Origin of the sequence: Klebsiella sp. 4_1_44FAA (genome assembly GCF_000238715.1) — a bacterium.
Lineage (GTDB): Bacteria > Pseudomonadota > Gammaproteobacteria > Enterobacterales > Enterobacteriaceae > Klebsiella > Klebsiella pneumoniae.
Genome location: NZ_JH414815.1, coordinates 1 through 12,932, shown reverse-complemented (window position 1 = coordinate 12,932; position 12,932 = coordinate 1). Strand labels below are relative to the sequence as shown.

The window sequence follows — 12,932 nt, the reverse complement described above, 5'->3', positions numbered from 1 at the left end:
TGAAATGCTTATTCATAACGTTGCAGAAAGGAAAGAAGCTGCAAACAGAAAAATGCTTGCATTGCTGACATTCCTTAAAGAAGAAACATACTCCGATTTTAAAACGCTGAAAAAAGTTATTGGGTTCAAGGGTAAAAGTCACCGCCCAACGTATGCGCTACTGAATAAAGCGGTTGCATTGGGGTTTCTGATAAAACATGAATACCCGGTAATAGCCGGAAAAAAATCACTATGGGGGATCACCATGCAAGGGCTGGCAATGGTGGTTAAACCCGATGATAAAGTATTCCCCGGTTATTTTGAGCCGGGGAAACTCAAATACTGGACACTGGAACACCGGCTCCTGAATCATCGGGTCAGAATTGCACTGGAAGAGAAAGGCGGGCAAGGCTGGCTTAATGGTGATCGGGGGGAGTTTATTGCGCGTTATCCTGGCGTTCGCCATCGTCCTGACGGGATTATCACGCTAGATAGCGGCGCAATCGTCGCCGTCGAAACTGAGCGCTCAATGAAAACCCGCGCACGCTATATCAACATCATTAACAGCCATCTGGCGGCCAGCGATGCCGGACGCTGGCACTACGCGATGTATGTCATGCCGGATGACAAAACCAAAACATCGTTAATCCGGCTGTTTGACTCCATCAAAACGGTAATGAGGAACAACGTTCCGGTGCCGTTCGACGCGAAGAACCGCGAAATGTTTCTTTTCCGCACTATTGATGAACTGGAGCAAGCAGCCGCCAGCGGCGGCCAGTGATTATTTATATAAATCTATTTTTATAAGGTGTAACAAATGAAATGCCGATCTCGTTTGCTTGTGTTTCTGCCCCTGCTTTTCCCCGCCCTTTGCCTGGCTGACTTTTCTGGCCGTGTTGTTCGGGTCGTCGATGGTGATACTGTCCAGGTACTCACCGATGGCAAAATGGTGAAAGTTCGCCTTAACGGTATCGATGCCCCGGAATCGGGGCAACCGTTCGGCCAGCGCTCGAAGCAGAACCTGTTAAAGCTGGCCGTCCAGAAACAAACGGAGGTCATAGCCAACAATACAGATCGCTATGGCCGCTGGCTGGGAACATTGATGATTGACGGTATCGATATCAACGCAGAACAGGTTAAAGCGGGTATGGCGTGGGCTTATCGATATCATGGCCGTGCCAGTGACGAAACAATGCTACGCCTTGAAGAAGAAGCCAGACGGCATAGAATCGGGCTGTGGTCGTCATCTGATCCAGTGGAGCCGTGGAAGTGGCGCAAACAGAATAAATAGGATTATATTTTTATATAATCCTGATATGGTAAGGTTAATTTTTAGACGGACGAGGGACTTATGATATTCGCTAAATTTCAGTCACTGACCCATAAGATAGACACTATGGTTATTCGTGACATTAAACGGGAGATGCCGTTGAAATACTGGTCATTCAAAGTGGCGGAATGGATCGCCAGAATCGGGATGATTGGCTTTGTTTGTACCTTTCTTACGTATTTCGGACTCGGCCTCATCATGCAGCACTCAGGCCAAAACCTGCCGGAATCGTTTACTGAGGGATGCGCTAAAGCCATCGTTGCATTGATAGCTATTGCCCTGGTCGGTTTCCTGGTCAGAGGCGGGTTGTACGTCGATCTGGAAAAAAGAATCCTGGATAAGTGGCAGGGCTACGTTCAGTGATGGTATCACCCGGCCAGTGGCCGGGATACCGGGTGACTTAATGATGTTTTTTCCAGAATTCCTGGTACGCCTCGAACAGCTCCCCATGTTTCATATCGTTGGCCGCAGCAATGGAGCGGAACTCACGTTTCAGCTCCATATCAATGTATAAGTTAAGCTGTGCCTTACGGCCATCAGCACTTTTCCGGGTAGGATTAAAGCCGTGTTCCGTGTCCGCCTGGCTTGGCGGCTCACCTTTGGTATTGCGCGGTTTTGCTGGGACGTTCGCCATAATATCACCTCATAGATAAATATAATTATATTATTATATACTACTGCGTAAGCGTTGTCAGTCGGTCGATCACACCCTGCACAACATCATCAGCTTTCTGCCGTGGGCCAGGGAAAGGCGACTCCGTAAGAGCAAGCCCTTTATCCTGCGCCTGGCTGAACGATGTCAGAAAAGGAATAGCGCCCGGAATAACGGGAACGCCGCAGGGTTGCAGGTATTCCAGCGCCGCGCGATATTCACTCTCACTTTCACTTACTCCCGCAAACACCACCGCCATTTTATCTGTCGAATGTCCTTTGTTACGCAGCGCGTTTACGGTCGTAACGGTCGTTCGTAGATCGTCCACGCTAAACCCTGTCGGCAGTACCAGCAAATCGACAATATCAATCAGGCTGAGTAACGATTTCGTGGCATACGCCGCACTGTCGATGACAATCAAATCCCATTGCCCGGATTCAATCTGTTTCTTCGCCTGTGAAACCGTTCCGCATCCCTGAATTGTCACCGGAGGTTCAAAACCATTCCGCAACCTACGTTGCCCCCAGTCCAGGAAAGACCCCTGATCGATATCCATATCCAGCCCAAGAACCCCCCATCCTGCCTTTGTATACTCGGTGGCGATAGCCCGTGACATCGAGGACTTTTTCACCCCACCTTTCCCGTTAGCCAGCGCGATAACAGCGGTCATGAAACCCCCTATTAAAATATTTTTATAGAAAAATATAGATTTGGTTTGAGTGTAGCGCAGACACACAAAAGAGTAAATATAAACCTATAACAATATAATTATAGGTTTATACATTTTTTTTATTCTGCCGCCATAAGCTCACATCGACACTCACCGCAAAGCAATACAGCGGAGGGTTTCGCCCATGCGTTCAGCCCACATTCCGGGCAGGTAAATTTCATGCGGGTGCCAGTACCCTTTACTGGCGGTTTGATCATTACGCTGAGATCGTCATCGTCTGGAATGAGTTCCGGGCGGGATTTGCTGACGGTCAGTGATAGCCGATTGATAAGGTCAGTATCGTTTTCATCGGTGACGGCCAGCCAGTCATCGATGATATCGCTGTTAATCTTTGAGGTAACGATTGCTCCGTCAGACCAGCGGTCATACCAGGAGATAGAGAAGCCATTTTTAAGCAGGTCATACACGGCTTTCTGAAAGCGGCCACCACGGATAATGTAGTGCGTCATCTGCTGCCCGTTCTTTTTCCCGCCAGGTAAGCCGGTATTTGATGGCATAAGCCCGACTTCCTCCATCTTCGCGCCCCATACACGATCATGATAGCCGCCCCGGCATTTTTTAACGGGGGCGTAATGCTGCCACACGTGCACCATTTCATGCACCAGTGTTGACAGAGTATCGGCCAGCGAACGGCCACCGAAGTAATCGGGATTCATCGCCAGCTCCGATACGCTGGATTCCCCTGTGAAGCGTTCAGGCGCGAAATAACCAAAGGTGTTACGACCGCGCTGTAACGTAATCAGCAGATCCGGCAGAGCCTTATCAAAGAGGGAAAGATTGAACCAGTCATAAGCCTGTTGAAGCTCACTGTATGCCTTAATTGGCCCAACGGGAGCGAACGCGCAATTTCACGACATTTGCTGATATCCGAAAGCGAGCGTTTTCGTACACTGCTTACAGTACCTGTCCAAAACTTAGTGAAATTAGTTTCGTACATGCGTTATAATTCGTACATCTATTTCGTACATAAAATTATGCCATGTCACGAGTTTTTGCTTACTGCCGTGTATCCACCCTGGAACAGACCACTGAAAACCAGCGCCGGGAAATTGAAGCCGCCGGTTTTGCCGTCAGACCTCAGCGACTGGTCGAAGAACATATCAGCGGTTCAGTGGCCGCCAGCGAACGCCCCGGTTTCGCCAGACTACTTGACCGTATGGAAAATGGCGACGTACTGATTGTCACCAAACTTGACCGTCTGGGACGCAATGCGATGGACGTACGAAAGACCGTGGAACAGCTGGCAAAGTCAGACATTCGGGTTCACTGCCTGGCGCTGGGCGGTGTTGATCTTACCAGCCCGGCGGGGAAAATGACCATGCAGGTGATTTCGGCGGTGGCCGAATTCGAACGTGACTTGCTTCTTGAACGTACTCATTCTGGTATTGCCAGGGCAAAGGCAGCAGGAAAACGCTTCGGGCGTCCACCTGCATTGAATGAAGAACAACGGCAGGCGGTGATCATCCGTCTGAAAGCCGGAGACAGCATCAGTGCTGTTGCCCGTCAGTTCAGTACGACGCGGCAAACTATTCACAGAATAAAGGCGGCAAGTTCATCCTGTTAATCCGGATGATTTTATAGCCTGACGGGGCAAATAACAGGCCCAGATGTTTCATACAGCCAGCCTCAGGAGGAGCTTCATGGCACCGTTAACAAAAAAACAAACCGCACAGCTTTCAGAGATGAGTCATGACGTGCTGGTCAATATTATTTATGACCTGATACAGGATAATAAGCAGGCCAGGACCACACTGGTGAATGGGTATCTGCTATCGGCAGCAGAGGTACTTAAAGCCGTCGAGAAGGAGTATGCCAGACGAGCCAAAAGCAAACGTTTTTATGATTACTATGATGCCGATGCCTTTTTTGACGAGCTGACACGCAGTATAGCGAACCCCCTTGTGGGTATCGCCCACGAGCTCCCCGAGCAAGCGGAAAGTCTGAGCGTAAAAATGATGCTTGAGTTCGAAAAATTCACCGGGAACGTGGACACTTCCAGCGGAAGCTGGATGAGCTACTATACCATTCTGTTGGATGCGTGGATGAAATCACTGGAAGCACAAAAAAACAACGATCCAGTATCCATTGCTAAAAAAATATTCACCGTTGTTGAAAGAGAATTCTATTTTGGAATTGAGATATTTAAAAAATACCGGACATTACTCGGCACGGATATTTTACGGGTAATCCGTGATATGTATTATCAAAAACAATCCCTCCGGGAAGCTCTTGGTCTCAGCATGATAATAAAAGACCTTGATTTTCTGACGATGGCGTTTAAAAACGATGAATTTTGCCATTCCACCCATTATTTTGATTATGTCAGATTACTTATGGAAGACCTGCGGTCCGACGATGCACTCGCTGTATTAAACAGCCAGCGGATTGACGATGAGGAGATCACAGATAACATAATATGGAATGAACTCTTCATTCAGGCCCTGATTGAAGAAGGGAGAAAAGAGGAAGCGAAAGCCCACTGTATTACAGCATTCACTTTTCAATGCGATACACGTTTTTATCATCTGTACACAAAAGCCGCTGAAAAAGATGTCGATCACAGCCCTGCATTCCTGAAAATAGCAAAAGATACAGGGGTAGCGCCGTATGTCTGCTTTGCGTCAGACATCGAACGGTATGATTTAATCGACGCCTGTATTATGGCCATGCCAAAAAACAACCTCACCGACTCGCTGGCTTATATCACCCATTCATTTTTACGGACATTATCCAGCACCCTGTATAAACACGGCTATGCGCATACGGCGACCCTGTTGCGTCGCTTTTTGGTGGAGGACAACATTCAGCAATCAAAAAGCAAGTATTACAGCTATGCCGCCTCAGACATGAAAAAAGCCATCGATTACGGCGAAGGTCTGGAAGATTGCCCTCAGCTTCCGGAAACAGAGGACTACCTCAGAACGCTCTACGAACAACATAAACGTAAAACCGCACTCTGGCCGTTGATGGCAGATAAAATCAAAGGATTATCAGTAGGAAAGGACGGTATCCGTTATAACGGAGATGCCTCATGACATCACAGGAACTGTATGACCACACGGTGTCACTACTGGCAAAGCGGGATTACGCATCCGGTGAGTTGGCCCGGACACTGAGTAAGATGACGGAAAACAGAGAAAAGATCGACAAGGCGTTGTCGAGGCTGGTTGAGTGTGGTTATCTGGATGATAACCGACTGATAACGCACATGATTGATAAACATGTTCGAAAAAAACATGGCCCGGCCAGAATCAAGCAGGAGATCAGGCAAAAAGGTTTTTCTCCGGAGTTGGTCGAGCAGATGCTGGAGAAAGTGGATGTGGACTGGTATGCCATGGCAAGGGAACTGAAAGTCAGTAAATTTGGTGATGCGGTGGCATCAGAAGCCAAAGAAAAAAACAAACAGATCCGCTACCTCCAGTACAAGGGGTTTTCGATGGACATGATATTTGAGGCGTTAAGCTGAGCATGGTTTGCTGTCGGAGCGCCATCCGAGACAAATGTCGTCATATTGTAGCTTCGCTCCCATTACCCCTAATTGCGGGTTTGATATCGGACATAACACTATCTCCATAAGAATTGTATTGCACAATACAATTGTAGGGTTTGGCGGCAATCCACACCGTGACCGAAGTCATATTATTATATAATTATAGAAAGTGATATTATCGACGGTTCGTAGGGAAAGGCGGGGGAAATGGAAAGATGTTAAATTTGTTAAAACTTCCGAGGTTCTTAACAAAAAATTAACCATGCGGTATCGGCCAGTTTGACCTGATATCACGTATACAAATGACGCCTTGAAGCGAGAAAACAGCGCTAATTGCGTAATCGCACTTGATCTGGACCCCCTTTCGCATTTCACTTGGGCATTGTTCGCAAATCACTTGATCACCTCCAGCAAAAATCAGGGGCACTCACCTACAATTGCACATACATTGTACAAAAGGAAAAGATGAGTGATGGACTGTTAACTGTCACACAGAGGCCTCTCCTTAATTAAAATTCATGCGACGAAACCGACAAAATCTGTTTTTGGGCAGCGAATATCGTATAATTTCTAAAAGCCAATCAGCCGCAGACTGACCACTGAAACCGCTGATTTTTTTGTATGTTTTGCCATGATGACGGTCAGTCTGTCTTTACAGGAATGAAGATGACCAGTTTGCAACAACGTGCCGAGTTACACCGCCAGATATGGGCGATTGCCAATGATGTCCGCGGCTCCGTGGATGGATGGGATTTTAAGCAATACGTGTTAGGGGCGCTGTTCTATCGTTTTATCAGTGAAAACTTTGCCAGTTATATGAACGCTGGCGATGAAAGCGTTAACTACGAAAAGATGGATGATAGCGTCATACCGGATGACTCGAAGGATGATGCTGTCAGAACCAAGGGTTACTTTATCTACCCCAGTCAGTTGTTCAGTAACGTGGCAGCGAAAGCCAACACCAATGACCGCCTGAACGCTGACCTGAACAGTATCTTTGTGGCGATTGAGAGTTCAGCTTATGGTTATCCGTCTGAACCCGACATTAAAGGTCTGTTTGCTGACTTTGATACCACCAGTAACCGACTGGGTAATACGGTTAAAGACAAGAACAGCCGTCTGGCCGCCGTTCTGAAAGGCGTGGAAGGGTTAAAGCTCGGTAACTTTGACAAGCATCAGATTGACCTGTTCGGGGATGCTTACGAGTTCCTGATTTCCAACTATGCGGCTAATGCCGGTAAGTCTGGCGGTGAGTTCTTTACGCCTCAGCATGTTTCTAAACTGATTGCTCAGCTTGCGATGCACGGGCAGACCTCCGTCAATAAAATTTATGACCCGGCAGCAGGTTCAGGTTCATTACTGCTTCAGGCAAAGAAACACTTTGATAACCACATCATCGAAGACGGCTTTTTCGGGCAGGAGATTAACCATACGACCTTTAACCTGGCTCGTATGAACATGTTCCTGCACAACATCAACTACGACAAGTTCAATATCAAGCTGGGTAACACCTTACTGGCTCCTGAGTTCAAAGATGACAAGCCGTTTGATGCTATCGTTTCTAACCCGCCTTACTCTGTGAAGTGGATTGGCAGCGATGACCCCACGCTGATTAACGATGACCGTTTTGCACCGGCTGGCGTCCTGGCACCGAAATCCAAGGCTGATTTTGCTTTTGTTCTCCATGCGCTTAACTACCTGTCATCCAAGGGGCGCGCCGCTATTGTCTGCTTCCCCGGCATTTTCTATCGCGGTGGTGCAGAGCAGAAAATTCGTCAGTATCTGGTAGACAATAACTACGTTGAAACCGTGATTTCATTAGCGCCTAACCTGTTCTTCGGCACCACGATTGCGGTGAATATTCTGGTGCTGTCAAAGCATAAGGCCGACACCAAAGTACAGTTTATCGATGCCAGCAGTCTGTTTAAGAAAGAGACCAACAACAACGTTCTTACCGATGCCCATATAGAACAGATTATGGCGGTGTTCGACAGTAAAGCCGATGCAGACTATCTGGCTAAATCTGTTACTGCTGAAGCTATTGCAGCTAATGATTACAACCTGTCTGTCAGTAGCTACGTGGAAGCCAAAGATACCCGCGAAATCGTCAACATAGCCGAACTGAATGCTGAGCTGAAAAAGACCGTCACCAGAATAGACCAGCTTCGTACTGATATTGATGCGATTGTTGCTGAGATTGAAGGTAGCGAGGTACAGGCATGAGCGAGCTGAGTTATCTGGAAAAACTGCTGGATGGGGCTGAGGTTGAATGGGTTACATTAGGTGATGTGTTCGACATATTTGCGGGAGGTGACGTGCCAAAAGACTCATTTTCTGATGTCCAAACTGCTGAATACAGCATTCCTATATTATCGAATGGAATTGGTACTAAATCTCTATATGGTTGGACAGATACGGCAAAAATTCACTCGCCAAGTCTAACCATATCCGCAAGAGGAACGATTGGATGGACCAGTTATAGAGAAACTCCATTTTTCCCTATAATCCGCTTGTTAGTTCTAACGCCAAGAACCCAATTGAATTTGAAGTATGCTTATCATTTCATGAAAATGATTGAAGGTGATTATAAAGTACCTAAAACGGGAATACCTCAACTAACAAAGCCAATGTTAAAGGATATTACAATCCCCATTCCTTGCCCCAACAGTCCTGAAAAATCCCTCGCCATCCAGTCAGAAATCGTCAGGATTCTGGATAAATTTACCGCCCTTACCGCTGAGCTTACCGCTGAGCTTACCGCTGAGCTTACCGCTCGCAAAAAACAGTACAACTACTATCGTGACCAGTTGCTGAGTTTTAAGGAGGGTGAAGTAGAGTGGAAGGCGTTAGGCGAATTAGCAGATATATGTGATGGCACACATCAAACGCCAAAGTATACAGAATCTGGCATTCCTTTTGTTAGTGTGCAGAATATAAAAAACATATACGGAACAGATAAGTTTATATCAGCAGATGATTTTGCAAAATATAAAATGAAACCCTGCAAACATGATATTTTCATGACGAGAATTGGTGATATTGGGACTTGCGCCATTGTTGATAATGACGAGCCTTTGGCATACTACGTAACTCTAGCTTTAATTCGAGCCAATCGCTTCGCGGTACTTCCAAAGTTCATTTTTCATTTTATCGAAAGTGGTTTTGGTAAGGCGGAGTTGTACAAAAGAACACTTACAACTGCCGTCCCAATTAAAATTAATTTAGGTGACATTAGTAAAGTAACAATCCCCATCCCTTGTCCCAACAACCCGGAAAAGTCCCTCGCCATACAGTCTGAAATCGTCAGGATTTTGGATAAATTTGACTCACTGACGAACTCAATCAACGAAGGCTTACCACGTGAAATCGAGCTTCGCCAGAAGCAATACGAATACTACCGGGACTTGCTGTTCAGTTTTCCAAAGCCTGAAGCCGTAACAAACTGATATAAAAGGCTCCTGCCAGAGAGAACATCTGGCTGGCAGGGCTGTTCGCATAGCTATCGCCCAATGTTCACACCGTAAGGGCATTACCGTTTCATCCTTCGCAGAATAACGACAGCAGGAAGCAGTATGACACAGCAGACCAGAACCATCGCCGAATCCAATAACTTCATCGTGCTGGATAAATACGTTACAGAATGGGAAGCCGGTGACCGCTACCAGAGTGAGTCGGAGTTAGAGCGCGAGCTGATTCAGGACTTGCGTAATCAGGGCTATGAGTTTGTGCCTGATTTAACCTCCCAGTCGGCGATGCTGGCGAATGTCAGGGTGCAACTTCAGACACTGAATCAGGTGGTGTTTAACGAAGGCGAATGGCGACGTTTTACCGAGCAGTATCTGGATAATCCGAGCGATACGATAGTCGATAAGACCCGTAAAATTCACACCGATTACATCTGTGACTTTACCTTCGATGACGGACGACTGGAAAACATCTACCTGATTGACAAGAAAAACCTTGTCCGTAACAAGGTGCAGGTTATCCAGCAGTTTGAGCAAACCGGCAGCCATGCCAATCGCTATGATGTCACGGTGCTGGTTAACGGCTTACCTCTGGTGCAAATCGAACTGAAAAAGCGGGGCGTGGCGATTCGGGAAGCCTTCAATCAGATACACCGCTACAGCAAAGAGAGCTTTAATACCGAGAACTCCCTGTTCAAATATTTGCAGCTCTTCGTGATTTCAAACGGAACCGATACCCGTTACTTTGCCAATACCACAAAGCGGGATAAAAACAGCTTTGATTTCACCATGAACTGGGCACGATCTGATAACACCCTGATTAAAGACCTTAAAGACTTTACCGCCACCTTCTTCCAGAAACACACCTTACTCAATGTTCTGTTCAACTACACCGTGTTTGATGTCAGCAACAATCTGCTGATTATGCGTCCCTACCAGATAGCAGCGACAGAGCGGATTTTGTGGAAAATCAACGGGGCTTATCAGGCAAAAAAATGGAGCTCCAGAGAGGGGGGCGGTTTCATCTGGCACACCACAGGTAGTGGTAAAACCTTAACCAGCTTTAAAGCCGCAAGGCTGGCAACTGAACTGGATTTCATTGATAAAGTCTTCTTTGTGGTTGACCGTAAAGACCTTGATTACCAGACCATGAAGGAGTACCAGCGTTTCTCGCCTGACAGCGTCAACGGCTCTGACAGCACCGCTGGACTGAAGCGTAATCTGGAGAAAGATGACAACAAAATCATTGTCACCACTATCCAGAAGCTGAACAACCTGATGAAAGGTGAAGCAGATTTACCGGTCTATCAGCAACAGGTGGTCTTTATCTTCGATGAGTGTCACCGCAGTCAGTTCGGTGAAGCCCAGAAGAACCTGAAAAAGAAATTCAAACGTTTCTATCAGTTTGGCTTTACCGGTACGCCGATATTTGTCGGTAAAAATGCCTTAGGGGATGAAGACACCGCCAGCGTATTCGGGGCAGAACTACACTCTTACATCATCACCGATGCTATTCGTGATGAAAAGGTGCTCAAGTTTAAAGTCGATTACAACGACGTTCGCCCGCAGTTCAAAGAGCTGGAAACGGAAACAGACGAAAAGAAACTCAGCGCCGCCGAGAATAAACACGCTTTGCTGCATCCGATGCGGATTAGCGAAGTCACGCATTACATCCTGAAGAATTTCCGTCAAAAAACACACCGGGCTTTCTCCGGTGCAACAGGCTTCAATGCCATGTTTGCCGTCAGCAGTGTGGATGCAGCCAAAGCCTACTATGAAGCGTTCAGGATCATACAGCAGTCGGCTGTTGAACAGGATAAGAACTACAAGCCTCTGAAGGTGGCGACCATCTTCTCCTTTGCCGCCAATGAAGAGCAGGACGCGGTCGGTGATATCAATGATGAAGGGTTTGATGTCACGGCGATGAACAGCAGTGCGCGGGAGTTTCTGGAATCGGCTATCGGTGACTACAATGCCATGTTTAAGGTTAACCATAGTACTGATGGCAACAACTTCCAGAACTACTATCGTGACCTCTCTGAGCGCGTCAAAAAGCAGGAAGTAGACCTGCTGATTGTGGTCGGGATGTTCCTGACCGGATTTGATGCCCCGACACTCAATACCCTGTTTGTGGACAAGAACCTGCGCTACCACGGCCTGATGCAGGCATTCTCCCGCACTAACCGGATTTATAACGCCACCAAAACCTTCGGGAATATTGTCACCTTCCGTGATTTAGAACAGGCCACAGTGGATGCCATTACCCTGTTCGGGAAGAGCAATACCCGAAGCGTGGTGATGGAAAAAAGTTATGACGAGTACATGGAAGGCTTCACGGACACGCTTACCGGAGAGGCGCGACGTGGCTTCACAGATATCGTGAGCGAGCTGGAGACGCGTTTCCCGAAACCCGCAGACATTGAGTCCGAAAAAGAGAAAAAAGCCTTCGTTAAGCTGTTCGGGGAATATCTTCGGGTAGAGAACATACTGCAAAACTACGATGAGTTTACCACGCTGAAAGCGCTGCAAACTGTTGACCTCAGTGACCCGGTAGCCGTGGAGGCGTTTAAAGCCGGGCACTATCTGGATGATGAGGCTTTCGCTGTGCTCCAGACTGTACGCTTACCCGCTGAGCGTAAAATTCAGGACTATCGCTCCAGCTACAACGATATCCGTGAGTGGCAGCGCCGTGAGCGTGATGCAAACACCAAAGACAAAAACACCGTTGACTGGGATGATGTGGTCTTTGAGGTGGATTTGCTGAAGTCTCAGGAGATTAACCTCGATTACATTCTGGGGCTGATTTACGAGCATCATCAAAAGAGTACGGATAAAGAGACCCTGAAAGAGGAAGTTAAACGCTTAATCCGCGCCAGTCTGGGGAACCGTGCGAAAGAGGGGCTGATGGTTGATTTTATCGAGCAGACCAGTCTCGATGACATACCGGATAAAGAGGGCGTCATTGAAGCTTTCTATACCTTTGCACAACAGGCTCAGCAGCGCGAGGCCGACGCCTTAATCAAAGAAGAGAGCCTGAATGAGGAGGCTGCCCGGCGCTACATCAGAAACTCTCTCAAGCGTGAATACGCCACGGAAAACGGCACGGCACTGAATGAGACCCTGCCTAAACTCAGTCCGCTAAACCCGCAATACAAAACCAAGAAAAAAACGGTTTTTCAGAAGGTGTCCGCCTTTATCGATAAGTTCAAAGGTGTCGGTGGAAGCGTCTGATATCACACAGGAGGCTTCGGCCTCCTGATTTTGTTCTCAGGGCTTCTCTCTGCAAG

General features: G+C 47.3%; 12 protein-coding genes. 9 read left to right on the top strand and 3 right to left on the bottom strand.

Features of this window, described 5'->3' with window-relative positions; genetic code table 11:
* The first annotated feature begins 4 nt into the window (after positions 1–4).
* From mobC to HMPREF1024_RS00785, 3 genes are all read left to right on the top strand, one after another.
* Entirely contained in the window at positions 5–760 is a 756-nt protein-coding gene (mobC, locus tag HMPREF1024_RS00775) for a MobC family replication-relaxation protein (protein ID WP_009309961.1), read from the top strand.
* A gap of 36 nt (positions 761–796) precedes the next feature.
* Complete coding sequence (locus HMPREF1024_RS00780; RefSeq protein ID WP_009309960.1) at positions 797–1,270, top strand: thermonuclease family protein; 474 nt, start codon at positions 797–799, stop codon at positions 1,268–1,270.
* A gap of 105 nt (positions 1,271–1,375) precedes the next feature.
* The gene (locus HMPREF1024_RS00785) at positions 1,376–1,672 is read left to right on the top strand and encodes a hypothetical protein (RefSeq protein WP_227670696.1); all 297 of its coding nucleotides are present in this window, start codon (positions 1,376–1,378) and stop codon (positions 1,670–1,672) included.
* 37 nt (positions 1,673–1,709) lie between these two features.
* Here HMPREF1024_RS00785 and HMPREF1024_RS00790 read toward each other — a convergent pair whose 3' ends face one another.
* From HMPREF1024_RS00790 to HMPREF1024_RS0127840, 3 genes are all read right to left on the bottom strand, one after another.
* Positions 1,710–1,943 (bottom strand): hypothetical protein, encoded by a 234-nt coding sequence (locus tag HMPREF1024_RS00790; protein ID WP_004178129.1) that lies wholly within the window; start codon positions 1,941–1,943, stop codon positions 1,710–1,712.
* Positions 1,944–1,983: 40 nt separating this feature from the next.
* The gene (locus HMPREF1024_RS00795; RefSeq protein WP_004178130.1) at positions 1,984–2,631 is read right to left on the bottom strand and encodes a ParA family protein; all 648 of its coding nucleotides are present in this window, start codon (positions 2,629–2,631) and stop codon (positions 1,984–1,986) included.
* A gap of 119 nt (positions 2,632–2,750) precedes the next feature.
* A complete protein-coding gene (locus tag HMPREF1024_RS0127840; RefSeq protein ID WP_032451463.1) occupies positions 2,751–3,512 on the bottom strand; it encodes a SprT-like domain-containing protein in 762 nt (253 codons plus the stop codon).
* 158 nt (positions 3,513–3,670) lie between these two features.
* On the opposite strand from HMPREF1024_RS0127840, the gene HMPREF1024_RS00800 reads away from it, so the two are divergent.
* The 6 genes from HMPREF1024_RS00800 (at position 3,671) to HMPREF1024_RS00825 (ending at position 12,876) form a co-directional block, all read left to right on the top strand.
* A complete protein-coding gene (locus HMPREF1024_RS00800) occupies positions 3,671–4,255 on the top strand; it encodes a recombinase family protein (RefSeq protein ID WP_009309957.1) in 585 nt (194 codons plus the stop codon).
* A 76-nt stretch (positions 4,256–4,331) separates the two neighbouring features.
* Positions 4,332–5,726, top strand: coding sequence for a DUF6880 family protein (locus HMPREF1024_RS00805; RefSeq protein WP_009309956.1), 1,395 nt, complete (start codon positions 4,332–4,334; stop codon positions 5,724–5,726).
* Entirely contained in the window at positions 5,723–6,157 is a 435-nt protein-coding gene (locus HMPREF1024_RS00810) for a regulatory protein RecX (protein WP_009309955.1), read from the top strand. Before HMPREF1024_RS00805 ends, HMPREF1024_RS00810 begins: the two co-directional genes overlap by 4 nt.
* Positions 6,158–6,847: 690 nt before the next feature.
* Entirely contained in the window at positions 6,848–8,404 is a 1,557-nt protein-coding gene (locus HMPREF1024_RS00815; RefSeq protein ID WP_009309954.1) for a type I restriction-modification system subunit M, read from the top strand.
* Complete coding sequence (locus HMPREF1024_RS00820) at positions 8,401–9,627, top strand: restriction endonuclease subunit S (protein ID WP_009309953.1); 1,227 nt, start codon at positions 8,401–8,403, stop codon at positions 9,625–9,627. The genes HMPREF1024_RS00815 and HMPREF1024_RS00820 overlap by 4 nt, the downstream gene beginning before the upstream one ends.
* Before the next feature lie 126 nt (positions 9,628–9,753).
* Positions 9,754–12,876 (top strand): HsdR family type I site-specific deoxyribonuclease, encoded by a 3,123-nt coding sequence (locus tag HMPREF1024_RS00825; protein ID WP_009309952.1) that lies wholly within the window; start codon positions 9,754–9,756, stop codon positions 12,874–12,876.
* Positions 12,877–12,932: the final 56 nt, after the last annotated feature.

Bases quoted from the DNA above. Each gene is read 5' to 3' on its own strand.
- HMPREF1024_RS00790 (WP_004178129.1), bottom strand. From the start codon at position 1,943: ATGGCGAACGTCCCAGCAAAACCGCGCAATACCAAAGGTGAGCCGCCA.
- HMPREF1024_RS00795 (WP_004178130.1), bottom strand. From the start codon at position 2,631: ATGACCGCTGTTATCGCGCTGGCTAACGGGAAAGGTGGGGTGAAAAAG.
- HMPREF1024_RS00800 (WP_009309957.1), top strand. From the start codon at position 3,671: ATGTCACGAGTTTTTGCTTACTGCCGTGTATCCACCCTGGAACAGACC.
- HMPREF1024_RS00820 (WP_009309953.1), top strand. From the start codon at position 8,401: ATGAGCGAGCTGAGTTATCTGGAAAAACTGCTGGATGGGGCTGAGGTT.
- HMPREF1024_RS00825 (WP_009309952.1), top strand. From the start codon at position 9,754: ATGACACAGCAGACCAGAACCATCGCCGAATCCAATAACTTCATCGTG.
- HMPREF1024_RS00780 (WP_009309960.1), top strand. From the start codon at position 797: ATGAAATGCCGATCTCGTTTGCTTGTGTTTCTGCCCCTGCTTTTCCCC.
- HMPREF1024_RS00810 (WP_009309955.1), top strand. From the start codon at position 5,723: ATGACATCACAGGAACTGTATGACCACACGGTGTCACTACTGGCAAAG.
- HMPREF1024_RS00815 (WP_009309954.1), top strand. From the start codon at position 6,848: ATGACCAGTTTGCAACAACGTGCCGAGTTACACCGCCAGATATGGGCG.
- mobC (WP_009309961.1), top strand. From the start codon at position 5: ATGCTTATTCATAACGTTGCAGAAAGGAAAGAAGCTGCAAACAGAAAA.
- HMPREF1024_RS00785 (WP_227670696.1), top strand. From the start codon at position 1,376: ATGGTTATTCGTGACATTAAACGGGAGATGCCGTTGAAATACTGGTCA.
- HMPREF1024_RS00805 (WP_009309956.1), top strand. From the start codon at position 4,332: ATGGCACCGTTAACAAAAAAACAAACCGCACAGCTTTCAGAGATGAGT.